This window comes from Pseudomonas sp. SZ40, assembly GCF_052958135.1.
Genome location: NZ_JBQWIF010000047.1, coordinates 1 through 25077 on the forward strand (window position 1 = coordinate 1; position 25077 = coordinate 25077).

At 59.0% G+C, this 25077-nt stretch carries 20 protein-coding genes; 4 read left to right on the plus strand and 16 right to left on the minus strand.

Annotated elements, in window-relative coordinates; translation table 11 throughout:
* Positions 1-212: 212 nt before the first annotated feature.
* The 3 genes from ACT9T4_RS23945 to ACT9T4_RS23955 all read right to left on the minus strand — a co-directional run bounded on the left by ACT9T4_RS23945 (position 213) and on the right by ACT9T4_RS23955 (position 2626).
* Complete coding sequence (locus ACT9T4_RS23945; protein ID WP_042556632.1) at positions 213-1001, minus strand: ABC transporter permease; 789 nt, start codon at positions 999-1001, stop codon at positions 213-215.
* The gene (locus ACT9T4_RS23950; protein WP_042556633.1) at positions 998-1930 is read right to left on the minus strand and encodes an ABC transporter ATP-binding protein; all 933 of its coding nucleotides are present in this window, start codon (positions 1928-1930) and stop codon (positions 998-1000) included. Before ACT9T4_RS23950 ends, ACT9T4_RS23945 begins: the two co-directional genes overlap by 4 nt.
* Positions 1931-2005: 75 nt before the next feature.
* Positions 2006-2626 (minus strand): glutathione S-transferase family protein, encoded by a 621-nt coding sequence (locus ACT9T4_RS23955; protein ID WP_499119328.1) that lies wholly within the window; start codon positions 2624-2626, stop codon positions 2006-2008.
* Positions 2627-2956: 330 nt separating this feature from the next.
* Here ACT9T4_RS23955 and ACT9T4_RS23960 point away from each other — a divergent pair, with 330 nt between their 5' ends.
* From ACT9T4_RS23960 to ACT9T4_RS23970, 3 genes are all read left to right on the plus strand, one after another.
* A complete protein-coding gene (locus ACT9T4_RS23960) occupies positions 2957-5404 on the plus strand; it encodes an acyl-CoA dehydrogenase (RefSeq protein WP_499119330.1) in 2448 nt (815 codons plus the stop codon).
* A gap of 75 nt (positions 5405-5479) precedes the next feature.
* Positions 5480-5890 carry a PA2817 family protein gene (locus tag ACT9T4_RS23965; RefSeq protein WP_042556636.1) on the plus strand — a complete coding sequence of 137 codons (411 nt, stop codon included), beginning with the start codon at positions 5480-5482 and terminating at the stop codon, positions 5888-5890.
* A gap of 138 nt (positions 5891-6028) precedes the next feature.
* On the plus strand, positions 6029-6595 hold the full coding sequence (locus ACT9T4_RS23970; protein ID WP_499119332.1) for a TetR/AcrR family transcriptional regulator: 567 nt from the start codon (positions 6029-6031) through the stop codon (positions 6593-6595).
* On the opposite strand, the gene ACT9T4_RS23975 is transcribed toward ACT9T4_RS23970, so the two are convergent.
* The 6 genes from ACT9T4_RS23975 to ACT9T4_RS24000 form a co-directional block, all read right to left on the minus strand.
* Positions 6564-7907: a glycosyltransferase gene (locus tag ACT9T4_RS23975; RefSeq protein ID WP_179537976.1), complete on the minus strand. Its 1344-nt coding sequence runs from the start codon at positions 7905-7907 to the stop codon at positions 6564-6566. The two genes, ACT9T4_RS23970 and ACT9T4_RS23975, sit on opposite strands and share 32 nt — an antisense overlap.
* Positions 7908-7970: 63 nt before the next feature.
* Complete coding sequence (locus tag ACT9T4_RS23980; RefSeq protein ID WP_499119334.1) at positions 7971-9734, minus strand: isocyanide synthase family protein; 1764 nt, start codon at positions 9732-9734, stop codon at positions 7971-7973.
* Positions 9734-10192 carry a protein tyrosine phosphatase family protein gene (locus ACT9T4_RS23985; RefSeq protein ID WP_052493874.1) on the minus strand — a complete coding sequence of 153 codons (459 nt, stop codon included), beginning with the start codon at positions 10190-10192 and terminating at the stop codon, positions 9734-9736. The genes ACT9T4_RS23980 and ACT9T4_RS23985 overlap by 1 nt, the downstream gene beginning before the upstream one ends.
* A 5-nt stretch (positions 10193-10197) precedes the next feature.
* The gene (locus ACT9T4_RS23990; RefSeq protein WP_042556640.1) at positions 10198-11403 is read right to left on the minus strand and encodes a Bcr/CflA family efflux MFS transporter; all 1206 of its coding nucleotides are present in this window, start codon (positions 11401-11403) and stop codon (positions 10198-10200) included.
* 56 nt (positions 11404-11459) lie between these two features.
* A complete protein-coding gene (locus ACT9T4_RS23995; RefSeq protein ID WP_499119336.1) occupies positions 11460-12131 on the minus strand; it encodes an HAD family hydrolase in 672 nt (223 codons plus the stop codon).
* Positions 12131-13153: an isocyanide synthase family protein gene (locus ACT9T4_RS24000; RefSeq protein ID WP_082045929.1), complete on the minus strand. Its 1023-nt coding sequence runs from the start codon at positions 13151-13153 to the stop codon at positions 12131-12133. The genes ACT9T4_RS23995 and ACT9T4_RS24000 overlap by 1 nt, the downstream gene beginning before the upstream one ends.
* A 222-nt stretch (positions 13154-13375) precedes the next feature.
* On the opposite strand from ACT9T4_RS24000, the gene lpdA reads away from it, so the two are divergent.
* On the plus strand, positions 13376-14809 hold the full coding sequence (lpdA, locus tag ACT9T4_RS24005) for a dihydrolipoyl dehydrogenase (RefSeq protein WP_499119338.1): 1434 nt from the start codon (positions 13376-13378) through the stop codon (positions 14807-14809).
* A 530-nt stretch (positions 14810-15339) separates the two neighbouring features.
* Here lpdA and ACT9T4_RS24010 read toward each other — a convergent pair.
* The 7 genes from ACT9T4_RS24010 to ACT9T4_RS24040 form a co-directional block, all read right to left on the minus strand.
* The gene (locus ACT9T4_RS24010; protein WP_231570244.1) at positions 15340-17616 is read right to left on the minus strand and encodes a TonB-dependent receptor; all 2277 of its coding nucleotides are present in this window, start codon (positions 17614-17616) and stop codon (positions 15340-15342) included.
* A 149-nt stretch (positions 17617-17765) separates the two neighbouring features.
* Positions 17766-18743 carry a siderophore ABC transporter substrate-binding protein gene (locus ACT9T4_RS24015; RefSeq protein WP_042556644.1) on the minus strand — a complete coding sequence of 326 codons (978 nt, stop codon included), beginning with the start codon at positions 18741-18743 and terminating at the stop codon, positions 17766-17768.
* A complete protein-coding gene (locus ACT9T4_RS24020; RefSeq protein ID WP_042556645.1) occupies positions 18740-19522 on the minus strand; it encodes an iron ABC transporter ATP-binding protein in 783 nt (260 codons plus the stop codon). Before ACT9T4_RS24020 ends, ACT9T4_RS24015 begins: the two co-directional genes overlap by 4 nt.
* The gene (locus ACT9T4_RS24025; RefSeq protein ID WP_042556646.1) at positions 19519-20469 is read right to left on the minus strand and encodes an iron chelate uptake ABC transporter family permease subunit; all 951 of its coding nucleotides are present in this window, start codon (positions 20467-20469) and stop codon (positions 19519-19521) included. Before ACT9T4_RS24025 ends, ACT9T4_RS24020 begins: the two co-directional genes overlap by 4 nt.
* Positions 20466-21410, minus strand: coding sequence for an ABC transporter permease (locus tag ACT9T4_RS24030; RefSeq protein ID WP_082045926.1), 945 nt, complete (start codon positions 21408-21410; stop codon positions 20466-20468). The genes ACT9T4_RS24025 and ACT9T4_RS24030 overlap by 4 nt, the downstream gene beginning before the upstream one ends.
* Positions 21407-23176, minus strand: a complete 1770-nt coding sequence (locus ACT9T4_RS24035) for an ABC transporter ATP-binding protein (RefSeq protein WP_042556648.1) — start codon at positions 23174-23176, stop codon at positions 21407-21409. Before ACT9T4_RS24035 ends, ACT9T4_RS24030 begins: the two co-directional genes overlap by 4 nt.
* Positions 23170-24960 carry an ABC transporter ATP-binding protein gene (locus ACT9T4_RS24040; protein WP_499119341.1) on the minus strand — a complete coding sequence of 597 codons (1791 nt, stop codon included), beginning with the start codon at positions 24958-24960 and terminating at the stop codon, positions 23170-23172. Before ACT9T4_RS24040 ends, ACT9T4_RS24035 begins: the two co-directional genes overlap by 7 nt.
* Positions 24961-25077 lie beyond the last annotated feature (117 nt).

The window sequence follows — 25077 nt, forward strand, 5'->3', positions numbered from 1 at the left end:
CCGCAAGCGGGCTCCTACAGAATTGCTGGCATCGCTGTCGCGTAGGAGCCGGCTTGCCGGCGATTCCCGGGCCTGACGCGTTGCTGCGGCATGGCCGCCAGCGCATCGCCCGCAAGCGGGCTCCTACAGAATGGGTGGCAGCGCTGCTGCGTAGGAGCCGGCTTGCCGGCGATTTTCGGGCCTGACGCCAAGCAAGGGGCCCGACGACATGCTCACTGCCGCATGCCGCGCCCACTGACCAGCAAACGGACGCACAGCACGTAGAGCACTGCCGTGGCGACCAGCATGAAGCCGATTGCCGTGCCTATACGGATGTCCGATACGCCGAGAATGCCGTAGCGGAAGGCGTTGACCATGTGCAGCACCGGGTTGGCCATCGACACGGTCTGCCAGAACGGCGGCAGCAGGCTGATCGAGTAGAACACGCCGCCCAGGTAGGTCAGTGGCGTCAGCACGAAGGTCGGGATGATCGAGATGTCGTCGAAGTTGCGCGCGAACACCGCGTTGACGAAGCCACCCAAGGAGAAGATGGTCGCCGTCAGCAACACCACCAGCACCGTCAGCCCAAGGTGATGCACCTGCAGATGGGTGAAGAACAGCGACAGTATCGTCACGATCACGCCCACGGCCAGGCCGCGCAGCACGCCGCCGGTGACGTAGCCGATCAGGATGGTGTGCGGCGATACCGGGGAGACCATCAACTCCTCCACCGAGCGCTGGAACTTGCTACCGAAGAAACTCGACACCACGTTGCCATAGGCGTTGGTGATCACCGACATCATGATCAGCCCCGGCACGATGTACTCCATGTAGGTGAAGCCACCCATGTCGCCGATCTGCCGACCGATCAGGTTCCCGAAGATCACGAAGTACAGGACCATGGTGATCGCTGGCGGCAGCAGGGTCTGCGGCCAGATACGCATGAAGCGGCGAACTTCGCGGTAGACGATGGTACGCAACGCCACCATGTTGGCGCTGAATTCGGACTGCTCGCGATTCATACGGCCACCTTCGACAGGTTCTTCTCGACCAGTGACACGAACAGCTCCTCCAGACGGTTGCTCTTGTTACGCAGGCTCAGCACCTCGATGTTGTGTGCCGACAATTGGCGGAACAGCTCGGTGACGCCCTGGCTCTTGTCCACTTGCACTTCGAGCGTGTGACGATCGACCAGCTTGGCCGGATAGCCGACAAGCTGGGGCACGGCAGTCAGGTCGTGCTTCAGGTCCAGCAGGAAGGTCTCGACATGCAGCTTGCCCAGCAGCGCTTTCATGCTGGTGTTCTCGACGATCCGCCCGTGGTCGATGATGCCGATGTTGCGGCACAACTGCTCGGCCTCTTCCAGGTAGTGAGTCGTGAGGATGATGGTGATGCCCTGTTCGTTGAGATCGGTGAGGAAGCTCCACATCGAGCGGCGCAGTTCGATATCGACACCGGCGGTCGGCTCGTCGAGGATCAGCAGCCGCGGCTGATGTACCAGCGCGCGGGCGATCATCAGCCGGCGCTTCATGCCACCGGACAACTCCCGCGAGGCCACGTCACGCTTGTCCCACAGCCCCAGCTGGTTGAGGTATTGCTCGGCACGTTCCTTGGCAAGGCGCGCCGGAATGCCGTAGTAGCCGGCCTGGGTCACGACGATGTCGAAGACCTTCTCGAACTGGTTGAAGTTGAATTCCTGAGGCACCACGCCGATGCAGCGCTTGAGCGCGGCAGGCTGGGCGTCCAGGTCATGGCCGAACACGTTGACCGTGCCGCTGGACTTGTTCACCAGCGTCGAGAGGATACCGATGGTGGTGGATTTGCCAGCGCCATTAGGGCCAAGCAAGGCGAAGAAATCCCCTTCGGCCACATCGAGATCGAGGCCGTGCAAGGCCTGGAAGCCGTTGCCATAGGTTTTGGTCAGCTGTCGGATCGACAGAGCAGTACTCATAAAGGATACGCACGCATGAAAAGTGACAGGGTTTAGATGGGGGTGAAGCACCTGCATTGCAACGACATTGTGCAATCAGGTCAGGGCGGTCATCACCGCACTCTGGTAGGCGGGTCGCTCGCGCAGCCGCGCATACCAGGCTTGCAGATTGGGCTGTGGCGGTCGCTCGATGGGCATCTCGAACCAGGCATAGATGAAGCTGCCGAGCGGGATGTCGCCCATGCCGAAGGCCTCGCCGGACAAGTAGTCATGCTCGCCCAGTGCCCGCTCGGGCAACGCCAGAAGCGCGATGCAGCGTTGCCGGGCAGCGTCGATCGCCGCCACGTCGCGCTGCTCCACAGGGGTACGCAGGGTGCCCCAGAACAAATCGCGGAATTCACCGGCAAAGGTGGACGTGGTCCAGTCCATCCACTTGTCGCCCTGCGCCCGGCTGGCTGGATCTTCACGATAGAGGCTGCCCGGCGCATACGCCGCGGCCAGGTAACGCACGATGCTGTTGGACTCCCAGAGCACCAGGTCACCGTCCTCGAGCACAGGCACCCGCCCATTCGTGTTGCGCGCCAGAAACTCCGCTTGATCGACCACGCCGAACGCCCCACCGGCATCCAGCCGCTGGTAGCCGACACCGGCCTCTTCAGCACACCACAGCACCTTGCGCACGTTGCTGGAGTTCTTGCGGCCCCATATTTTCAGCATGCCAATCGTCCTTATCAGAATCCCGCCAGCCGAGACGCTGACAACCCTACCACTCTGCCCGCAAGAAGAAAGCCAGACATACTGATGTTGGCTATCGACCCCGTTCATGTAGCCCGAGTACGGGCCATTCATGACCTGACCAACAGGTCATCCGCAGACGCAATTTGTTAGCCGAACTACGCGGCCTCGGTAGGGGTCACTATCGTGAACGCGGCAGGTCGTGACCACCCGGAAGTGATCTGTAACGCCCCTGTCGGCAGCCTTTGCGCTTGCCGACTACGATTATGGCGTCGGTAGTCGTTCTGCCATCGCCATCATGGAGGATTCTGCATGCTCGCTGTCTGGTTGCTCGTTCTGGTCATCGGTACGGCCTATCTGGCCCACCGCCGCACGGCGCCCCTACCCGCCCTGGCAATCGTTGCTGCCTACCTGCTCGTGATGGGCGCCTACAGCCATGCGCCTGGCTGGCTGCTGGTGATCTTCTGGCTGCTCTGGCTGGCTGTCGCCATCCCCCTGGCGCTACCGGAGCTGCGCCGCAAGCATTTCACCGCGCCGCTGTTCGCCTGGTTCCAGAAGGTGCTGCCGCCGATGTCGGCCACCGAAAAGGACGCCATCGAAGCAGGCACCGTATGGTGGGACGGCGAGCTGTTCAGCGGCCGCCCCGACTGGGACAAGCTGCTGGCCTACCCGAAAGCCAGGCTGACCGCAGAGGAGCAGGCCTTCATCGACGGCCCGACCGAAGAATTGTGCGCGATGGTCAGCGAATGGGAAATCGGCCAGCGCATGGATCTGCCGCCAGAAGCCTGGGCGCACATCAAGCAACATGGCTTCTTCGCCCTGATCATTCCCAAGGAATACGGCGGCAAGGGTTTTTCCGCCTACGCCCACTCCCAGGTGGCGATGAAGCTGGCCACCCGTAGCGGTGACCTCGCCTCCACGGTGATGGTACCCAACTCCCTCGGCCCGGCCGAACTGCTGCTGCATTACGGCACCGAAGAGCAGCGCAACCATTACCTGCCGCGCCTGGCGCGTGGCGACGATATCCCCTGCTTCGCCCTGACCGGCCCACTGGCTGGCTCCGACGCCGGCGCCATGCCCGATAGCGGTGTGATCTGCAAAGGCCAGTGGAACGGCGAGGAAGTCGTCGGCCTGCGCTTGAACTGGGAAAAGCGCTACATCACCCTCGGCCCGGTTGCGACACTGCTTGGCGTGGCCTTCAAGGCCTATGACCCGGATCATCTGCTCGGCGACAAAGAGGAACTGGGCATCAGCCTGGCACTGATTCCCACCGATACCCCTGGCGTGGAAATCGGCCGCCGCCACCTGCCATTGGGCGCTGCCTTCATGAACGGCCCCAATTGCGGCAAGGATGTATTCGTGCCGTTGGAATACCTCATCGGCGGGCCGGACTACCTCGGCAAGGGCTGGATGATGCTGATGAACTGCCTGTCGGTAGGTCGCTCCATCTCCCTGCCCGCCGTCGGTACCGGCGCCGCCAAGTACACCAGCCTGGTCACCGGTCAGTACAGCCAGGTACGCGAGCAGTTCAACGTGCCGCTGTCGGCCTTCGAAGGCATTCAGGAGGCCCTGGCACGCATCGGCGGCAACGCCTGGCTGATGGACAGTGCACGCATCCTCACCGCCAATGCGGTGGACCTGGGCGAGAAGCCGTCGGTACTTTCAGCCATCCTCAAGTACCACCTGACCGAGCGTGGCCGCGAGTGCATCACCCACGCCATGGACGTGCACGGCGGCAAGGGCATCATCATGGGCCCGAGCAACTACCTGAGCCGCTCCTGGCAAGGGGCGCCGATCTTCATCACGGTCGAGGGCGCCAACATCCTCTCGCGCAACCTGATGATCTTCGGCCAGGGGGCGATCCGCTGCCATCCTTACGTACTCAAGGAAATGGCCCTGGCCAATCGCGAAGACCGCGACCAGGCGCTGGTGGAGTTCGACGAGTTGCTGATGCAACACATCGGCTTCGCCGTCAGCAATGCCGCCAGCACGCTGATTCTCAGCCTCAGCCTGGGCATGCTCGGCAAGGTGCCGGGCGACCGCATCAGCCGCCCTTACTTCCGCGCCCTGAACCGCCTGAGCGCCGCCTTCGCCATGCTCGCCGACCTCAGCATGATGCTGCTGGGCGGCGAGTTGAAGCGTCGCGAGCGCCTGTCGGCACGCCTGGGTGACGTACTCAGCCATCTGTATCTGGCCTCCGCGGCACTGAAGCGTTATCACGATCAGGACTACCCGGAGCATGTCCGCCCGCTGCTGCACTGGGCGCTCGAGGAGAGCCTGGGCAAGGCCGAGGACGCCATCGACGCCCTGCTCAGCAACTTCCCCAATCGCTTGCTGGGAAGCGCCCTGCGCTTGCTGGTCTTTCCCTTCGGCCGTCGTCACCAGGGCCCAGACGATCACCTCGACGCTCAGGTCGCAGCGATCATCGGCCGCAATGCTGGCGATCCGGCACTCGAAGAGCTGCTCGAAGGCTGCTTCCGCCCAAGCGCCACGGACGATCCGGTTGGCGCCCTGCAACACGCCTTCAATCTGCTGCAGGAAACCCAACCGCTGCAGAAGAAGCTGCACAAGGCCGTCAAGGCCGGGCAGGTTCGGGAAACGCCGGGGCAGAACGAGATCGAAACGGCAGTCGCTGCCGACGTACTCACTGCCGAGGAAGGCCAGCAGTTGCAACGGGCCGAGCTCGCCCGTCGTGTGGTGATCGATGTCGATGACTTCAGCAAGGAAGAGCTGCTGCCGAGCGAGGGTAAAGTCAGGTAGGCATACTGCAGGCACGACAGCGGGCGCCGTGGACTTTATACTCCGGCGCCCGTTTTACTTTCAGGATCACCGGACATGGCCAACACCCATCTCGATCACCACATCGCCCTGCTCAACCACCTGCGCACCATTCTGGTCGCCCTGGGCGAAGCCGAGCAGATTCTCGATGACAGCCATGCCAACTTCCTCGAGCGCTATGACGAACTGCTGGCGGAGCTGCCAGTGGATTTCGAACGCAGCCAGTACCTGGGTCAGGACCTGATCAGCCAGATCTTCCAGCGCTACCCGCAGATCGCCCACCTGGTGCCCCGTGACCTGCTGTGGTTCTTCGGCGGCGACTGCCTGCACTTCATGCCCGACGAAGAGATCGAGCTGTATCAGCAACTCGACGAGCGTCGTTTCTACGCCGAAGAAAACGACGAACCGTTCGACTGGAATCAGGAAAAGCAGCTGCTGGCGATGCCGGCGCCAACCAGCCGCCACTGACAAAAAAATCGCCAGCACTCAACCCATGCTGGCGGCCTCAGAAAGCCAATCCGGATCGCATGATGGGCATCGCCCGGCCATAAACTCGCATTGAACTCGAGTCAGATATGAAACTGTGGGTCTGGAGCCAATGAAGACATGAACAATACTGCCGAACGAATTCTCGACATTGCGGAGCGCCTGATCCGTTCACGAGGCTATCAAGGGTTCGCGTTCAGAGAAATTGCCGAGATCATCGGCATCAAGAGCGCCAGTATTCATTATCACTTCCCCGCAAAGAAAGACCTGGTGGAAGCGGTCATGAAGCGCTATCTGGCCCGCTTCGAGCTGGCTCTGAACAACCTTGACAGCCAGCCCGGTACGCCGCTGCAACGTGCGGAGCGCTACATGAACATGTACCGCGAAGAAATTACCAGCCATCGAACCATGACACTGTGCATGATGTTGGGCGCGGATATCGAGATACTCCCTGACAGCGTTGTCAGTTCCCTGAAGAACTTTTATAGGCTGAACCTGGATTGGATCGGAAAAACCATCCTCAACATGGCCTCATCACTCAGCCGTGACGAACAAGGGAAGATAGCTGCACAGATACTTGCATCGCTCAATGGCGCGATGATTGGCGCACGCGCCCTGGACGATATGGCATATTTCGACCACGTCGCCGAAGGCGTCAGTGTACGTCTTCGCGCATTGGTGCATTGATTAGACTACTGCGCAAAATGGGCGGCAACGTCCATGATGCGGCGCTGAGGCGGGCTTGCTCTGCACGTTTCGAAGCATCCGTCGACTCTCTGCTGGCGGATGCATCATCGAAATCGATGACACGCTGCACTAACTGCGGCAGTTGCTGGCGGTAGTCCATAGACCCTAGTTGCTCGGCCAGGACTCGCACGCTGTGCTGGCATTCGCCATTGAGCAATGACTGCACCCGGCTATCGAAACGGCCGGAGGCGATTTCGCCGGGACGCAACAGATATCCACCTCCCAGGCGCTGCAGGTTGCTCATGGCCAACAACTGGTCCATGTTCACCGCAACTCCCAATACAGGCGTGCCCGCGGCCAGAGCCTGATAAGACGAAGGACTGCCGCCATTGGTAATGACCAGGCTGGCGCGTCTGGCGATCACTTCACCAGCGACCAAAGGCGCAGACCTGACTCTATGATCCCAGCTAGCCGGTCGATCCTGTTTGGCAACACCGCTGACGACTAATTCGAGCCCCAAGCGCATCAAGCGCTCGACCACCGCCCCAAGCACTCCCGCCCCCGCCGATGACCCGAGTGCCACATACACAAAGGGGTCGGCCAGCCCATCAAGCAATTGATCCGAAGGAGGCACCGCGGTCGGCTGCCACGGCACGTGACCGATGAAATGATGGTTGGCAGGTAGCGCTGGCAAATCGAAATGCGCAGGCACGTCGTAGTAGGCCGTATGGTCGCCGAAAGTCCAACCATGCAAGCAATGTGAAAACGGCGGGAGGCCGAAGTGCTCACGGGCTTGATTCAAGGCCCTGCCTTGAACATGGAATATGATTCTGCTCATCAGTGGCATTACGTGTTTCATACCGGGAATGCGATGTAGCGCAACCTGTCGCAGCTGTGGAACGGGCAGCACCATTTGATGCTGCCAAGGGCTCCAATAGGCATTGATCAGGTTGATATACAGGGCGCGAGCCAGACGCGTGCTTATCGATAACGAGTGCCTGAAGTCGCCCATGACCAGGTCGGGCGACAGCCGCCTGATCAACTCGACCTCTTCACCCACATAGTCGATAAGCTCTTGGGCCGAGTAAAGGCAGCGGCCGGTTTCTACACGTTCTAGAAAGCGCCCATGCGCTACCGACTCAATCCAGTGATGCTCGATATCCGGCTGGTCGAATACGAACTGGAATCGATCGGCACTGGCAAAGTGCACCCGGTAGCCAGATTGCACGAGTACCTTGGCCAACTGGTAGGGGCGAACCAAATGCGCGAGCGTGACGGCCTCAGCGAAAATGAGTATTTTTTTTGCTGGCATATCAATTCCTCGAAGCCTGCGAGAGTTGAAGCGCTGGTTACGCGGACCTCGCCGGTTCGACGATCAATAGATTTGGATGCGCCACAGTTCACGCGACCGCGAACGCTCGGTCATCGGCAGACGGCCATGGAGCATTAGCCAATTATCGATAAGTACCAGATCATCCTGCGCCCACTGGTGCTCGATAATGCAATCGGGGTCATAAGCCAGGCTGTTCACTTCGCCGAGGATGCTGCGTTGCTCTGCCGTCGACATATCATCAATGTTTAAGTCGAAGGTTTGCAGTGCCGAATCGCTGCCCTCCTGATATCTAAAGATCAGCCGGCCATCGAAGGGGTGCGTATCGACCAGTGGGTAGCTGCGCGGATTGCCTCCAAAGTAAGTCATTTTCGTAAAGTAGGTGACGCGGGTTCTAGCCCACTCGCGCACCTTTGCCAGCCCGGCCTTAGCCAATACATTACGGCCGTCGACGATCGTAGTTTGGCCCTCCCCCACACATGGTGGTGTCTTGCAATAGAGCATGAACTTGCTGGCGCTGAATTTTTCATTTCCAACTACGTCCTCATGGGTCAAGGGCAACATGCTCAAATCCCAATGCAAAGGCGTTTTCTCCAGCGAATGCACGAACCCTTCCGGCTCATCTTCGGGCTTGACCACATGCACGGCGCCAAATTTCCACTGGTAGATTTTTCCGAATCCTTCACAGCGGCGAGTGAAGGCTTCTTGATCGGTAAACGCGTAGCCACTCAGGCACACAAAACCGAAAGTTTCGGTCAGCGAGGCGAGAAGAACGCTAGACAACGTATCGAAGCCTTTTCCAAGCGGGTCTCGTACCGCCAACCCGAACAGCGGCAGCTTCTGGAGTTCGTACTCGAATTCCAGAGCCCGGGGATCATCCACCTGGTGATACAGCCAGGGCCGACCTTGATAAGTCACCAACACATGTTTTTGCGCATCGACCTGATTGCGGCATCGCAGTGCCTGGGGGCCATCCAGACCGCACACCGGGACCATATGCCAAGGACTGACAGGTCGTTGCAGGCCAGTCTGCAGAGAAACGGTATATTTAGGGCCCGCGTTATCGTATTGGTGGACTGAAAGACGAATGTCATCAGGGAACGCGCGCTTGAGGACAGCATTCAGTGCGTGCCCGCGCTGCATCATTTGCCAGGCCTTAGTGGAAATATCCTCCAGATACTGGTCTTCTGACTGATCGGCCTGTTTGCCCAGCCGCAGATCGTTGTACAGGTAGCTGCATAGCTTATCGTGACTTGCCGCCAGCTCATGATCCTGCTTGCCCAGAGCCATCAGCCTGTCGATAGATGCATAGGGTAATTGGGCGTGGCGCAGCAGCTCACGCCGCTGCTGCGCCGGTGAATCAGTCGCTGGCAAACAGTCGGCCAGACTCGCCCAAACGATGGTATGGGTGTGACACAAGTCGCGTAGGGCGTCGTTGTACTTCTCGCGGCATTCGTCATCGACACCGACGATATCGTTGAAGGCTGTGCCGTCACTGACGATGGTCACTATGCAGCCTGGCGCATGATGATCCGCCAGGGCGCTGCCTAACTGGTCTAGCCGCTGGATGGCCATGACCTCACCATAGTCGGGCAATACTCCCAGGCTCTTGTCACGGCTATTGGGCGACTTGCAGGGAAATCCGGGGAACAATAGACGCAGTGGCCGCTGCTGGTCGAAGCACACTGCAAGCTGCTTGGCCAGTGCGTTGCGCCCCCGCTCTTCAAAGCGGTCACCGGTAGCACGCAACAAGAACGGCTCGATGATCTCGATGGCCGCTCCAATCCAGTTCTTGCGATTTTCATTCATCAGGCTTGCTCCTGCAGTGCCATGAGTTTTCGAGCCAATGCATCCCACACGGGAAACTCTTCGATATTCCATACGTCACCGATCAACGCCTGGCATTGCTGCGCGGACCACCCCAGTGCGCTCATGGCATACACACCGTAGAACACACTGACCCGATAGTTGGCGGCGCAGTGAATGAGCATCCGCTCACTCCTCAGCTCATCCAGCGTGGCGGCGAAAAGCTCAAAGTCGGCGATCGTGGGGTTTTGGAAGCTGACCGGCTGATGCACATAACGCATCCCTAAGCTCTGCACCAGTTCCTGCTCGTTAGGCAACGAGTACCGAGGATCAATAGGCGCTATGTTCATCACCAGGGCAAAGCCGAGCTCATGAAGTGCCACAAGCTCCGTCTTGCTGGGCTGCCCGGCAGTCCAGACCGACTCACTGATGATCCGCAGACTCTTGATGTCATGGACCATGTTGCTCATCCTTGTGCGGTGCAGAGGGGCGTGGTGCCACGGCCGACACTTGTCACACACAACAAGGCCAGGGTGGCGCTGCCCACGACTACTCCAGCCAGGGTGAGGGGGCCAAGGCGTGACAGCAGCAAGGCAGACACCAGCGTGACAGCGAAGGCCAATAGCGAGCTGATCACGTTCATGGCACTAGAGCAGGTGCCTGCACGATGATCCGCGGCGCGCATAACCACGGAGGTTCCCGTAGGGATCGCAACACCGATGGACATCGTTACCAGCATGAACGGCACGATGACCTGCAACGCCGAACTCAGCGATGTCACCCAGAGGCTGATCGTCAGGACAAGGCTGCCCAGCATCGCGCCCAGCACGCCCAGACGAGTGACATGCAGTTCGCTGTATTTACGGCATAGAACCTTGGCGAGCGCCCCGCCACCGCCGAATGCCCCTGCGATGGGAATGAAGGTCAGACCGATTTGCACAGGGCTGTACCCTAAGCCTGCGAACAGGAAAGGACAAAGCGTCAGATACGCCATGTACATCCCGATGCAAAGCCCGAGCGCCAGAAAAATACCAGTCATCCGCCACTGCCCCAGCACCACCGCGTAGCCTTGCAACAGTGACTCGCGACGCTGGCTGTCTGGCATAGCGACAAGGGACTCGCGAAACCCTAGCACCGTCCAGGCAATCAACAGCGCATTGATAGCCAGCAGGAAAATGAAGATTGAGCGCCATCCCCATTGCTCGGTAAGCAGGCCGCCAAGCAGTGGCCCCAATGCGGGGGAAATCCCCAGAAACGGCATGACGATCGCGAAAACCCGCTGCACCTGGGCTGGCGGGTAGATATCGACAACCATTGGCTGCCACAACACATAAGCAGCACAAACACCCGCCGCCTGAATAAAGCGACCTGTCAGGAACCACTCGACAGAAGCGGCCATCAAGCAAGTGAAGCTACCGACCGCGAACACGACCAAGCCCACCAGCAAGACTGGCTTGCGACCAAAACGGTCGGACATCGCGCCATAGATTGGCAATGTCAGCACTGAGCCAATAAAGAACAGACTCAATGACCAACCGACCCAAGTGGAGTCAGTGGCGAAATCTCGCTCGAGAACAGGAAACGCCGACACATATATATCGGAGGCCAACAGATTGACCATGGCCAGCAGAATGGCGAAGAAGATGAATCCTCGCTGCTTTCTCTCATTCATAACCAGATCTCTTCCTGAGGTTTTCCAGCACAAGGCGCCCGTTAAAGCGCAGGCAGTCAGTCGAACAGAAAACTTGCCAACTGGCCGGGCTCTTCGAAGACAGCATGGGGGCTCAACGCCATCAGCGACTGCCTACTCCCGTAACCCCACAACGCGGCGCCGGCGCGCATGCCTGCAGCTGGCGCTGTGAGTACGTCACTCTGGGTATCTCCCAGCAACAGGCAGCACTCTGGACTTGCCCCAATCTCCGCTGCAGCGAAAAACGCCCCCTGGGGGTTTGGCTTGAGGGGCCTTGAAGCGCTGGCGCCAACTGTCGTGACGAATGGAATAGTTGGCAGCAGCGCATCCAATAATCGAGACGCCATAGCCTGGCTCTTGTTGGTGACCACGGCCATGGGTAGAGCCCTGTCACGGCAATGTTCGAGCAGGGCAAGCACACCATCGAAAGGCCGGGAGCGATTTAAAAGACACTGCTCATACAAACGGAGGTATTGCTCGTGCCACTGTTCATCCCAAGGCAATTGCGCATTGGCGCAGACGGCCTGCAACATCGCTCGTGTCCCCCCACCGACCAACCGCCTCAGTTGCGTATCGTCCAATAGCTCCAGGCCACGATCGTTCAATAGGCGGCCCAGTGCCTGGCTAATGTCGGGAAGCGTGTCGATCAGGGTTCCATCGAGGTCCAGCAACAAGGCTTGGAAACCATCTGCTTTGACAGGCCGGGTCATCAGCACTGACTCACGTAATGACACGGGCGACCGTTATGGAAGACCAGGTGATTGCTGCTTTCATCGATATTGCTGCGCTTGTCCAGAGATATCTCGCCGTGACGTTTTACGGCCACCGAATGCCACGGCGTGCGCCAGATATCGCTGCTTGCAACCAGCTGTATGCCGATTTTCGATGAGACCTCGAATTGCGGATGAATGGAGAGGCGTACAAATCCTGGGTAACGCACCTCGAGCAACTCACTCCACGCCTCACTGCGCTGAATCACACGAAGGGCGGCAAGCTTCGCCGCTTTCTGGATCTGGGTATTGGAAACACCCCTGAAATCAACGAGCCCGGAATAGTCCTCAGCCAGAAACCGGGTAATGCCCCGATACATGGCCATGGCGCGAGGTTCATTAAGGGAGCGCTCCTTGAGTTGAATCAGCGAGGTGCCGTGCTCAATCATCAACTCTTCACGCATGGACTCCAAACAGCTCAATCGCGGATAGGCGTCCTTGAGATCGAACATGGCAAAAAGACCTGGATGGGTCTGCTCTGCATAGCGCTGCAAATCCTGGGTGTAGTCCTGTACATGGTGATCCGGAATCTTCACCAGATCGGAGAACACGTAGCCGTCCGAACAGATATGAATTCTGGCACCGGGCGCATGCAGAGCGCGGATCTCCGCGCACAGGCGTCCCAACTCATCGATCGCATGACGTTCGGCAAGATCGGGCAAATGACCAAGGGTCTTTCTTCTGTTGGGCGATTTCCCCGGAAAGGCAGGCAGGATCATTTCAATCGTGCGGCCTGCCACTACCATCGCTGCAATCACGGAAAGATGTGGCCGCAACACATGCGCAGGCGGTAACTCAGATTCATTCCGCCCCGTGACACTCGCCGATCGGCGACCAATGACACAGCGGCGTTTGAACAGGCAATGCAAGATCTTTAGTGCCGTGCCCTCACCATCCAAGGTTGAACGCGCCGGGTGCAGGCCCAAGACATTTGCATTATAGCGAAGCGTTGGTTCGGTCATGTTCATTCCCTTGTATGACACCTTAGACGCCATCAAGCATCTACCTATCTGAAGATAGATTCCTAAAATAGTGTTTAAAGATCAATAGGCCTATCGGCAAAAAATCGGGTTATGCAGTGAAAAATTAGGAATAAGCACAGAACCACAGGATTACTTGCCTTACCGTGAGTCAGGCGATAAGGTCTTGAAACCTACCTGGTGATAGTCAAAAAGGAGATCACCATGCCGTCGTACTTCTCTACTCAGGTATTGGTAATAGGCGCTGGCCCAGGCGGTTATAGCGCAGCCTTCCGAGCTGCGGATCTGGAGCTGCAAGTCACGATGGTGGAGCGCCACACCAATTTGGGTGGCGTGTGCCTGAATGTGGGGTGCATTCCTTCCAAAGCATTACTGCACGCGGCCAATGTGCTCAACGAGACCACCAACGCACAACACCTGGGGCTGCACTTCAACGCACCACAAATCGATCTCGAGCAGTTACGCGGTTTTCGAGATCAATGCATTGGCACGCTTGGCCAAGGCATAAGCGCTCTCGCGAAAGCTCGGGATGTTAAGGTCATTCATGGCACGGCGCAGTTCACGGGAGCCAATCAGGTAGCCGTGAAAGATGGCGCGACGCATACGATCATAAGCTTCGAGCACTGCATCATCGCCGCGGGCTCACGCGCCACCTCGCTGCCCTTCCTACCGGACGATCCCCGCATCTGGGATTCTACCGAGGCACTGGCGCTACGCTCGATTCCCGGACGGCTGCTGATTGCCGGCGGGGGTATCATCGGCCTGGAGATGGCTACGGTCTACAGAGCTCTAGGCAGCCAAGTCACCATCGTGGAGGCCTCGGAGCAACTGATTCCGGCAGCTGATGGCGACATGGTTCAAGTCTATCAACGCTACAACGCCGAACGCTTCGAGATCAGGCTCAACACCAGCATAACCGCTGTTGCGCCAAACACGACAGCGCTCGAAATAGAGTTCACCAATACTGATGGAGCCTGCCAACCCGAGCGATTCGACGCGCTGCTCGTGGCGGTTGGGCGCAGACCGAACAGTGATCGTTTGAACACAGAGGCCGCCGGCGTAGTTCTCGATGAGCGCGGATTCATCAAGGTCGACAATCAACTGCGCACCAGCAAGCCACATATCCTTGCCATTGGAGATATCAATGGCAATCCTATGCTGGCACACAAAGCTTCCCACGAAGGCCATGTGGCTGCCGAGGTGGCTGCCGGCAAGCACTCAGCCTTCGCTCCGCTCACCATCCCGTCAATTGCCTACACCAACCCTGAGCTGGCCTGGACAGGATTGACCGAGAAGCAGGCGGCTGCCCAGGGAATACCGTTCAAGACCGCAGTATTTCCCTGGTCTGCCAGCGGTAGAGCGTTGACGGAAGGACGCACGGAAGGCAAGACGAAACTGCTGTACCACGCCCAAAAGGGAACCGTGCTGGGAGCTACAATAGTCGGCGCCAAAGCCGGAGAACTACTGGGCGAAATATGCCTGGCTATAGAAATGGGCGCCTACATCGAAGACCTGGCCCTGACCATTCACGCTCACCCTACGCTCCATGAAACGGTAGGGCTTGCCGCCGAACTGGCCAGCGGTACGGTTACCGATTTGCTCAACCCCACGATCAGGAAGGCGCGAACACCGTCCTGATCAACAAGGGTCAATCGTCTTTGGCCTGCTCAGGAGACCGGGCACCTGCTTCGAAGCATTGACCCGGAGCATCTGTCGGACCCTGCGGTGCTGATTCCTGGGCACCCGCATGTAGCTGCAGGTGCATCCAGGAAGCTTGCGAGGCGGACACCTTCCAAGCGGACAATCCCGCTTCGGAGCGGGATCCTTTCACCGAAAACTGCAATCGAAGTAGTGGTCAACTAATCACGGACGCTGCGTTAAGTCTTTCCTCAGCCAACGCAGTAGGTACCACTGGGAATGCGGACTTTCGCAATGGTACCGTTGCATCAAAATGCGACCGATATTCCGTCGGGCCCGCGAAAAACTCATTTACCCAGTGGTGGGTATCCACTCTGTCTTCGGGCTGCGAAACAGCCGCTCCATCGGGGCAATGTAATCGCAGCGCTCTCGACGGCTCATCCTCTGCTTGAAGCGATAACGCCAGAGCCTCTGACAAAAGGAGCGTGAGGGAGAACGCCGCAGACCTTCCCCCTTTTGCGGAACTGCGGTTAGAAATCAACCGAGGCCGAGAGCTGAAGGGTACGTGGCGCACCAAGGCCACCGGAAAGGCCGCTGCCGTCCCCACCGTTGTACGAACCAATCCAGTAGGCACGGTTCGCGACATTTTCCACGTTGGCCCGCAAGGTCACCGGTTTAGACATGACATTGGTGGTATAGCGCCCGCCGATGTCGAAGACGGTGTACGACGGCAGCTCCATGCGGTGATCGTCGGTGACGTAGCGGCTGCCGATGTAATTGGTGCCGGCGGTAAGAGTCAGCCCCGAGACAGTCTCCAGGTCATACTCAGCGCCAAGCTTGGCGATGACCCTAGGCACGCCGGTCACTTGGTTGCCCTCGTTGCGCGTGACCAACGCCTTGGTGAGTTCGGCTTTGGTGTAGGAAGCACCGCCCATCAAACGCAGCCCTGGCCGGGCTTCGCCGAAAAAGCTCCACTCCACGCCACGGTTACGTTGCTCGCCGTTTACGCCGTAAATATTGGTGGCCGGATCGGTGTAGGCACTGGGTTTTTCAATCTGGAATACCGCCATGGTAGTGGCGAATGTACCCAGGTCCATCTTGGCGCCGACTTCATACTGCTTGGTCTGGTAAGGGCTCAGGATTTCACCCGAATTGACCGCTGTGGTCGGTGCCGTGCCGCCCTGCGACAGACCTTCGATGTAGTTCGCATACACCGACACATCGTCAGTGACCTTGACCAGCAACGCGGTCGCCGGTGAAACGCGGCTATCTTTGTAGCTTGAGGTCTTGACTCGAGCCGCTGTCAGGTTGTCGCTTTCCACGGTCTGGTCGCGCCAGCCCAGGGTCCATTGCACGCGCCCATCGAGGAACGACAGAGTGTCGAGAAACGCAAAGCTTTTAAGCCTGGCTTCGGTGCGCGAGGTGATAGCACCGTATCTGCCCAGAGGTGGTGTAGGACCGAAGTCGAGGTTGTCGTAGTTGGTCACTGCGTAGTTGGGGATCTGCAGGTCTTTGTAGTGCATTTCCGATTTGTACTGAGTGGCCGCGAGAGACCAGGCGTGACCGACGGGGCCAGTGTCAAATACGCCCTTGAGGCCCGCTTCACCGGACTTCTGTGTGCCCTGCCCGTCCGAACGATAGGCCAGGACGTTGATGTCTCCGTCGTTGTTGATCAGCGAGCCACGTGTCATCAGCGCATTACGGCCACCGTCGCGCTGACCATAGGCCGCGAAAGCCGTGAGCGAGTCGTTCAAATCCGCCTCGCCCCTGATCAGCAGGGTTTCAGTGGTGTTGATGGTGTACGCCCAGTCTGGCGCCAGGTTGTAGTCACCTTTTTTCGGGCTGGGTACTTTGTTGACCGAGGATGCGATCGAAGAAATACCGAAGTAGTTGGCGCCGTCCAGACGCTCACGCTGCTTGTAGGCATCCAACGACAAACGCACGCGCTCGCTGCGCCAGTCCAGGCCCAGTGCGTTGAGCTGCATTTCCTGTTTCTGATCATCGACGGAGGTGTCGCCATCGCGATACACGCCGTTGTAGCGGATACCGAACTGGTTGTTTTCACCGAACCGACGACCCACATCGGCGTGTGCACCGTACAGGCCATTGGATTCGTAACTGGTGGTCAAGCGTGTGAGGGGTTCATCGGCTGCGCGCTTGGGCACCAGGTTGATGCTGCCGGCGATGCTGCCATCGGGGGGCATGCCGTTGAGCAGCGCAGACGGGCCTTTGAGCACTTCGACCCGTTCGGCCAGCTCGGTCGCGCCGCGCAGATTCGGCGCCATACCGGCCAGGCCGTTGTAGGTGATGTCGTTGGCGGTGGTATTGAAACCACGAATAAAGAAGGTTTCGATGATAGCCCGCTTGGACGGGACATTGACCGACGGGTCCGTTGCGCCGATCACCGAACCAATGTCCTTGGCCTGGTGGTTGCGCACGAAGTCATCGGTGTAGCTGATGGCGCTGAAGGGTGTTTCCATGAAGTCCTTGTTGCCGAGCAGACCGACCCGGCTGCCCGTGGCAATCTGCCCGCCGGCATAGGCCGGTGGCAGGTTGTCGGTGGCGAGCATTTTACCCTCGATCGTCGTTTCCGACAGGACTAGGCGGCCTTTGTCCGCCTCTGCCCGGGATTGCGTGGACCGCTCCGGTTCAGGAGCGGCGCATACCCCCATCGCCGTGCCACTCAACCCTAACAGGAGCGCCATCTGTACGGCAGGTAACGTGCGGTTCAAGGCAAAGGGGAACGTGCGAGACGTGGCCTGCAAAAAAACAGGGTTGGCGTGAATGGGGCGACCGTGTTCCGACATGCTGGATTCCTTTCAATGCGAAGTGTTGAAGTGCATTCATTAGGTTTCCGTACCAGAACTTTAAATCCTCAATCTAAATGATAAATATTATTAAATGACCTATGCCTGAATATCAGCGGCTCCGAATGCGGTTGATACACCGCCTGAAATCAGCCTTCGTACCCCTGCATCACCTCATCAGCCATGCGGTTGAGGCAGGTCACGCTGGCGGTGCACAGGTACCAGGTCTGAGCATCGACGAAGATCACGTTCCCGTTATTCCAGGCTTTGGTCTTGCGCAGAAGCGGGTTGTCCAGGCTATTGATGTCGAGCGCCGGACGATGCTCCATCACGGCCGTGCGGTCGATGACATAAAGAATGTCGGGGTCGGCCTGCTGAATGAATTCGTTGGAAATCGGTTGCCCATGCAAACCGGCCTCAATGTCTGTACTGGCCGGTTTCACACCAAGGGTGTCGAAGACAAAACCGTAACGTGACTTGACGCCGTAGGAGGTGAAGGCGCCATTGTTATGAAGCACGATCAAGGCTTTCTCTGGGCGCCCTTCGGTGACCCGGCGGGTCTGTTCTACCTTGGCGTCCATTTCCGCGACCTTCTGACGGGCCAGGTCCGGTTTTTCGAGAATCCGACCCAACAGGGTCAAATGCGCCTTGGCGGTCTCGATGAGGTTGCCTGTTTTATTGGTCAAATCCACATCGTCATACACGGTAGGAGCGATCTGACTGAGCTCCTCGTAGCTTTGTGCCTGAAGTGGCGAGATCAGGATCAAGTCGGGCTTTAGTGCATGCAGCCGCTCCAGGTTGGGCTGGATGGTGGAGCCGACATCCGCAACGTTTTCATCGTCACGGTAGCGGACCAAAAAGCTGCTGACGTAGTCCTTGGCGATACCGACCACCGGCGCGCCCAGTTGATCAAGGGTATCGAGTTCGCTCATGTCGAACGCCACCACGCGCTCAGGCAACTTGGAGACCACAGTGGTACCAAGCGGGTGCTCGATGGTGATCGGTTCATAGTAGGCCTGCGCGGTCACAGCCGGTTTGGCCTCCGCTGTCTGCTTGTCGCACCCTTGCAATCCGACGATTGCGGTCATTGCCAATAGCAGTGCGCAGATTTTGTGATCGGTGCTCATATCTGTTCCCTTGATGGTAATGGGTTGAAGTAGTTGCAGACGAACCCCTGCTCGCTCTGCAGAATTTCAAAATCAAGATCAAACAGTTCACGCAGATTGGCCTCGGTCACCACCTGCGCGACCGGGCCATGGAGGTGAATGGCACCGCCTTTCATGGCCACGATATGATCGGAGTAATTGGCCGCAAAGTTGATGTCGTGCACCACCAGGATCACCGTGCGGCCATGCTCATCGCACAATCGACGCAGGGCACGCATGATTTGCACCCCGTGTTTCATATCGAGGTTGTTGAGCGGCTCATCCAGCAACAGATAATCGGTTTGCTGGGCAATGGTCATCGCCAGGAACGCCATCTGCCGTTGCCCACCGCTGAGTTCATCGATGTAGGAGAGGCGCAGGGGCTGCAACGATAGAAATTCAATGGCCTTGTCGATTACCTGACGGTCGTGCGCGGTCAGCACTCCACGGCTGTAGGGGAAACGGCCGAAGGCAACCAACTCCTCGACGGTCAAGCGCAGATTGAAATCCGGTGACTGACGCAAGGTCGCGACGCGCTTGGCGTAATCACCTATCGGCACATCCGTAATGCTGCGCCCGCCCATCAGTACCTCACCACGGGTGGGTGTCAGCAAACGCGCGATCAACATCAACAACGTGGACTTGCCCGCACCATTGGGACCGATCAGTGAAGTCACCTGCCCCTGCGGGAACTGCACGCTGACGTCGCTCACGACATGCTTGGCGCCATAGGCTTTGTAGACGTGATTGAGGGAGATCATGCAGTGCCTCGGGTTCGAATCATCAGCGCGAGGAAATACACACCACACACCAGGTTGATGAGAATGCTGACGGAGGTGTTGTAGTTGAACAGTTGCTCGACCAGGTACTGGGCGATGATGAAAATACCGATGGCGATGGCGCATCCGAGAGGCAGCGTGACCTGATGCCGAGCGGTCCGAGCCAGCGCGTAGGCGATATTCGCCACGAACACGCCCATAAACGCGGTCGGCCCAACCAGGCTGGTGGAAACAGCCACTAAAATGGCGATCAACCCGAGTTGCAAGCGCACACTGACCGGGTAATCCACGCCCAGGGAAATGGCTTGATAGCGCCCCAGTGACAGTACGTCGAGTACCGGCAGAGTGCGCTGGGCGATGAAGCACACCGCCGTCACCAGCACACCGGAATAGATCACTTGCCCAGGTTGGGCCTTGTTGAAGGAGGCGTAGTTGAAGCCCTGGAAAATAGAGAACTCCCCGGGGCTGATCTTCAGCTGGATGAACTGAGTGACGGTCGCCATCACCATGCTCAGCACCAGCCCGAGCAACAGCAACAGGTAGACGTTGTGGCTGCCCTCACGGAACAACCAGCGGTGGATGAGCCACGAATAGCCGAGCATCAGCAGCACCGACAACAGGACATTGCTGTCGCGCCCCAGCAACACCAGGCTTTGAGTACCCAGCACCAGAATCAGCAACGCCTGGAACAGCAGATAAATCGCCTCATAGCCCATGATGGCCGGGGTGAGTATGCGGTTACCGACAATGGTCTGAAAAATCACTGATGAGTACGCTATGCACACGCCTGCAACGCACATCGCCGCCAGGCGGGTGAGGCGCTTGGGAATCACATAGCTGAAATCCAGGCCCGAGCCCAGCAACAGAAAGGCCATCGCCAACATCAGGACCAGCAGCCAGGGAACGTAAAGGGTTGCCATGCGCGTCATGCGTACTTCCTGACCAGCAGCACCAGAAACACGACACCGCCGACGCAGCCGGCAGTCAGACCTATAGGCACTTCAAAGGGATGGATCAGCAGGCGACCGAGGATGTCGCAGGCAACTAACAGCGAGGCGCCGCACAGAGCGACGATGGGCAATGTGCGCTGCAGATTTTCGCCGTAATGCAGGGCCACCAGGTTGGGAATCACCAGCCCGACAAAAGGGATCGCACCCACCGTAATCACCGTGACGGAAACAGTGACCGCCACCAGCATCAACCCCAACGCTGCATTGGCCGCGTAGTTCAAGCCCAGGCTGCTGGCCATGCCCTCGCCCATACCCAACACGGTAAAGCGGTGGGCATACAGGTAGGTGAGCACGATAACCGGCAAGATCAGGTAAATGATTTCGTAGTTGCCCTGCACGATCTTTGAAAAGTCGCCGAGCATCCAGCCCTGCATGCTCTGCAAAATGTTGTTACGGTAAGCGTAGAACTCGGCGACGGCGCTCAAGACACTGCCATACATCAGGCCGATGACGGGTACCATCACGGTATTCTTGAACTTGATGCGACGAATGATCGCGACATAAATCAGGCTGGAGACAAAGCAGAATGCCAAGGCGAACAGCATCCTCCCGGCGCCCCCCGCCGCGGGTGCTACCGTCAGTGAAATCAGAATGCCGAGCTTGGCGGAATCCAACCCACCCGATGTACCGGGTTCGACGAACCGGTTACGCACAATCTGCTGCAGAATTACGCCGCACACGGCCAAACCGACCCCGGTAAGGATCAGGGCCACGAGGCGCGGAAGCCGGCTGGCGGTCAGGGTCAACCAGGCATCGTCGGAGAAACTCAAAAGATCCGACCATGCGACCTGCTTGACCCCGACCATCAGCGAAAGACAGCAAAGCACTGCAAACAGGGCCAGTAGAGCTGCACGACTCAAGAATCGTCCTCACAGCCGGAGGCTGCGGCGATCTGCCAACCCTTTGCCGCGCGACGCTGCGCCAGAAAGTGCGCGTAAAGCCCGGGCTTGGCGATCAATTGTGCATGAGAACCTTGCTCGCTGACTTGGCCATTATCGAGCACCAGAATCTGGTCGGCCATCGCCACCGTGGAGAGCTGGTGCGCGATGACGATTAAGGTACGTTCGCCACGCAGGCGCGCCAGCGCCTCGGCGATGGCCGCCTGATTCTCGGCATCGAGCGCGGCGGTGGCCTCATCGACCAGCAGGATCGGCGCGTCCTTGATCAGCGCACGTGCGATGGAGATGCGCTGACGCTCGCCGCCGGACAACCGGGCGCCGCCCTCACCCACTGGGGTGTCCAGGCCTTGGGGCAAACGTTCGATGATTTCGACGACACCGGCCTGACGCGCCGCCTCCAGCACCTGCTCGTCAGTGGCGCTAGGTTTACCGATGCGAATGTTATCGGCAATGCTGCCCTGAAACAGATACGTTTCCTGAAAGATCTGACTGATCTGCCCGGCCAGTCGCGCGCTGGAGATGTCGCGCACATCCACGCCACCCACGTTAACGCTGCCTTGAGTTACGTCGAAGAAACGTGCGATCAGGCGCACCAACGTGGTTTTGCCCGAGCCCGATGCACCGACCAGCGCGGTCATGCTGCCAGGCTCGATGCGCAGGCTGACATTGCGCAACACATCAGCTTGTCCCTCAGCATAACGAAAGCTGACGTTGCGCAGTTCAACGGAAGCATCGACGGGCGGTTGGTGTACCTCTGACTCAGGCAACGGACGAACCGCAAAAATCTCGCTCACGGCGCCCAACTGGCCACTCGCGCCCCGCAGCACTTCGCTATAACCCGCCACGTCCAGTAGTGGGTCGACAAAGCGGCTGACCAGCAACAGTGCGACCATCACAGCGATAACCGAACTGAGCTGCAAACCAGCGCTCAGCAGATCCCCCAGCCATAACGTGGCCGCCACCAGCAGCGCTGCGAAACCGACCTGCACGGCCCAGGCATTGATAACGACCGACATCGCCGAAACATGGATCAGGCGCTTGGCAGACTGCTGCTGGCGAGCGATGGCCTGCTCCAGAAACTGCGAGCCACCAGCGTCACCATTAAACGCGCGCAGCACGGACTGCGCTTGGGCGAACTCGACCATCCGCTGGCTGGTCAGCGCTGCATTGTGCTGGAAGTCCTGATCTGCACGCTGCCCCATACGAGCCGTCAGCACAAATACCGCCAACAGCACCGGCAACGTCGCCAGAGCGATCAGGCCCATTTGCCAATGCAGGGCGAACAACGCGACCAGCATCACCAATGGCGTGATCACACCGGTCAGCAGCGGCGTAAACACATGCGCGGGCAGTTGCGCAATTTCCATCATGCCCTGGGTCGCGACATGGCTAAGCCGTGCGGTGTTTTGAGCGGTGAACCAACCCACCGGCAAACGTGCCACATGGTCGCCAAGCCGATGGCGGCCACGCTGGAGTACGGCAATACCGACACGGATACCGGCCTTTTCGACGACGCGCCGCAATGCCCAACACACCACGACACCTACCATCAACGCGACGAGCCATTGCCCTGCGCCCTGTGTGTCACCGCCCAGCAGCCGCGTGACGATCGGCACCAATGTCACAATCGTCAGCCCGCAGAGCAGACCGTAGATCAGTGTCATCAATATATAGCGACGCAGTACCGGAGCGTCTTCGCCCAGCAGTTGAATGAAGGTTTTCAGCATGACGACACCGCCTGATCCTTGGCCTGCTCATAGCCGCCCAACGCCCAAAGCCTGGCGTAGCGGCCCTTGCGTGCGAGCAGTTGCTGGTGAGTCCCTTGCTCGCTGATCGTACCCTTGTCGATCAGGATGATCTGGTCGGCATGCATCACCGTATCGAGCCGGTGAGCAATCACCATCAACGTGCGGCCCTGGGCGAATCGCGACAACGCTTGCTGCAGCTTCACCTCGTTCTCCGCATCCGCTGCGGCAGTGGCTTCATCCAGCACCAGAATCGGCGGGTCGACCAGCACGGCGCGAGCGATACTCACGCGCTGCAACTCACCACCGGAGAGCTGCACGTTTTCACCGATGACCGAGTCATAGCCCCGCGGCAAAGCAAGGATGCGTTCGTGAATGTTCGCGATGCGCGCTGCGGCCTCGATTTCCTGTTGGCTGGCCGAGGGTCGGCCCAGGGCGATGTTGTCACGCAGGCTGGCATGAATCAGGCGCACCTCCTGCAGCACGAAACCTATGCGCCGGTACAGCTGCGCGCTCTCGATGTGCCTCAAGTCGACGCCCCCTAACGTGATGCGCCCATCGCTCGGGTCGAAAAAACGCAGCAACAGCCGCGCCAGTGTCGACTTGCCGGAGCCGGAGGCCCCAACGATTGCAGTGACGGTGCCAGGCTTGAGGGTGAAGTTCAGCCCCTCAAGCACCGGGCTCTCGCCATCGTAGCTATAGCCCAGTTGCTCGACGCAAATCTCGTCATTGTCAGGCAATGACGAGAACGCGCCACCAGGGGTTTCGAGTACCGGCGTTTCCAGCAACTCTTGCACGCGCTGGGCGGCGGCGGTTGCGCTGTTCAAGTCGTGAGTGATGTAGCTCAACAGCAGCAGTGGCGCACAGATACCCGGCGCCACCAAGGCAAAGGGCAAGATATCCACCGGCGTGATCCAGCCCAGGCTCACACCCAGCGTGCCGAAGGCCAGCACCACACCGAGCACCGCAACCGGAGTGATCATGGCGTGGGCGTTGGCCATCGCGCTGACCAGCGGGCGGGTAAAATCGGTGAACGCCTCGGCGAAGGCATCGACGGCTCCACGGTAGCTACTGTGGGCCTTGCCTTCGACGCCGAACGCCTTGACCACAGGAATACCGTTGACGAACTCCACCACGGCATTGTTGATGCGGGTCATACCGGCGCCGAACGATTGCATGTTCGCGCCACTGGCCTTGGTGGCTCTGGAGAAAAACAGGAAGAACAGCGGGAATGGCAGCAGCGAGACGATTGCCATGCGCCAGTCCATCGCGAACAGGTAAATGATACCGATCAGCACCGCGCCAACCGTGCGGCCCACCGTCGTAAAGAAGTGCGCCGTGAGGCTGTGCAACGTACCGATGTCATCCTGCATGGCCTGTTTGACTTCACCTGACGAACGTCCGGTAAACCAGCCCATCGGCACCTTGGCCAACCGGCGGGTAATGGCCAGACGCAAGTGACCGGTAATGCGATGGTCGGCCAGGTGAGCCACCACCTCCCCCACTGAAATCAGGCCCATGCCGAGGAACAGGCACGCCAGGCTGACACCAACCACCCGCCAGATCGGCTCCTGCAGCTGACTCCAACTGGAAACCGTCTCGGCCTGACCGATGGCCAACTGGGCAATATGGGCGATGCCGGCCAGGGGCACCATTGCCAGCATGGTGCCAATGGCGGCAAGTATGGCGGCGACAATCAGCCGACCGCGAATGGGCTGCAATATCTGGGATATCGGGTTTGCTGCGTTTTTTTCTTCAACACTCATGCGCTCTCCTGAATAGCCACTGCCGACAGCGTTGAGGCATGTCGGCCTTCCTTTGCGCTCAAGCGCTAGGCGCGCTCCTACTGGGTGTTCCCAACGGCTCAGCAGAGCGCTCAACCC

What these genes read in the sequence shown, in the direction of transcription:
- ACT9T4_RS23945 (WP_042556632.1), bottom strand. Translation starts at nt 1,001, where the DNA reads ATGAATCGCGAGCAGTCCGAATTCAGCGCCAACATGGTGGCGTTGCGT.
- ACT9T4_RS23950 (WP_042556633.1), bottom strand. Translation starts at nt 1,930, where the DNA reads ATGAGTACTGCTCTGTCGATCCGACAGCTGACCAAAACCTATGGCAAC.
- ACT9T4_RS23955 (WP_499119328.1), bottom strand. Translation starts at nt 2,626, where the DNA reads ATGCTGAAAATATGGGGCCGCAAGAACTCCAGCAACGTGCGCAAGGTG.
- ACT9T4_RS23960 (WP_499119330.1), top strand. Translation starts at nt 2,957, where the DNA reads ATGCTCGCTGTCTGGTTGCTCGTTCTGGTCATCGGTACGGCCTATCTG.
- ACT9T4_RS23965 (WP_042556636.1), top strand. Translation starts at nt 5,480, where the DNA reads ATGGCCAACACCCATCTCGATCACCACATCGCCCTGCTCAACCACCTG.
- ACT9T4_RS23970 (WP_499119332.1), top strand. Translation starts at nt 6,029, where the DNA reads ATGAACAATACTGCCGAACGAATTCTCGACATTGCGGAGCGCCTGATC.
- ACT9T4_RS23975 (WP_179537976.1), bottom strand. Translation starts at nt 7,907, where the DNA reads ATGCCAGCAAAAAAAATACTCATTTTCGCTGAGGCCGTCACGCTCGCG.
- ACT9T4_RS23980 (WP_499119334.1), bottom strand. Translation starts at nt 9,734, where the DNA reads ATGAATGAAAATCGCAAGAACTGGATTGGAGCGGCCATCGAGATCATC.
- ACT9T4_RS23985 (WP_052493874.1), bottom strand. Translation starts at nt 10,192, where the DNA reads ATGGTCCATGACATCAAGAGTCTGCGGATCATCAGTGAGTCGGTCTGG.
- ACT9T4_RS23990 (WP_042556640.1), bottom strand. Translation starts at nt 11,403, where the DNA reads ATGAATGAGAGAAAGCAGCGAGGATTCATCTTCTTCGCCATTCTGCTG.
- ACT9T4_RS23995 (WP_499119336.1), bottom strand. Translation starts at nt 12,131, where the DNA reads ATGACCCGGCCTGTCAAAGCAGATGGTTTCCAAGCCTTGTTGCTGGAC.
- ACT9T4_RS24000 (WP_082045929.1), bottom strand. Translation starts at nt 13,153, where the DNA reads ATGACCGAACCAACGCTTCGCTATAATGCAAATGTCTTGGGCCTGCAC.
- lpdA (WP_499119338.1), top strand. Translation starts at nt 13,376, where the DNA reads ATGCCGTCGTACTTCTCTACTCAGGTATTGGTAATAGGCGCTGGCCCA.
- ACT9T4_RS24010 (WP_231570244.1), bottom strand. Translation starts at nt 17,616, where the DNA reads ATGTCGGAACACGGTCGCCCCATTCACGCCAACCCTGTTTTTTTGCAG.
- ACT9T4_RS24015 (WP_042556644.1), bottom strand. Translation starts at nt 18,743, where the DNA reads ATGAGCACCGATCACAAAATCTGCGCACTGCTATTGGCAATGACCGCA.
- ACT9T4_RS24020 (WP_042556645.1), bottom strand. Translation starts at nt 19,522, where the DNA reads ATGATCTCCCTCAATCACGTCTACAAAGCCTATGGCGCCAAGCATGTC.
- ACT9T4_RS24025 (WP_042556646.1), bottom strand. Translation starts at nt 20,469, where the DNA reads ATGACGCGCATGGCAACCCTTTACGTTCCCTGGCTGCTGGTCCTGATG.
- ACT9T4_RS24035 (WP_042556648.1), bottom strand. Translation starts at nt 23,176, where the DNA reads ATGCTGAAAACCTTCATTCAACTGCTGGGCGAAGACGCTCCGGTACTG.
- ACT9T4_RS24040 (WP_499119341.1), bottom strand. Translation starts at nt 24,960, where the DNA reads ATGAGTGTTGAAGAAAAAAACGCAGCAAACCCGATATCCCAGATATTG.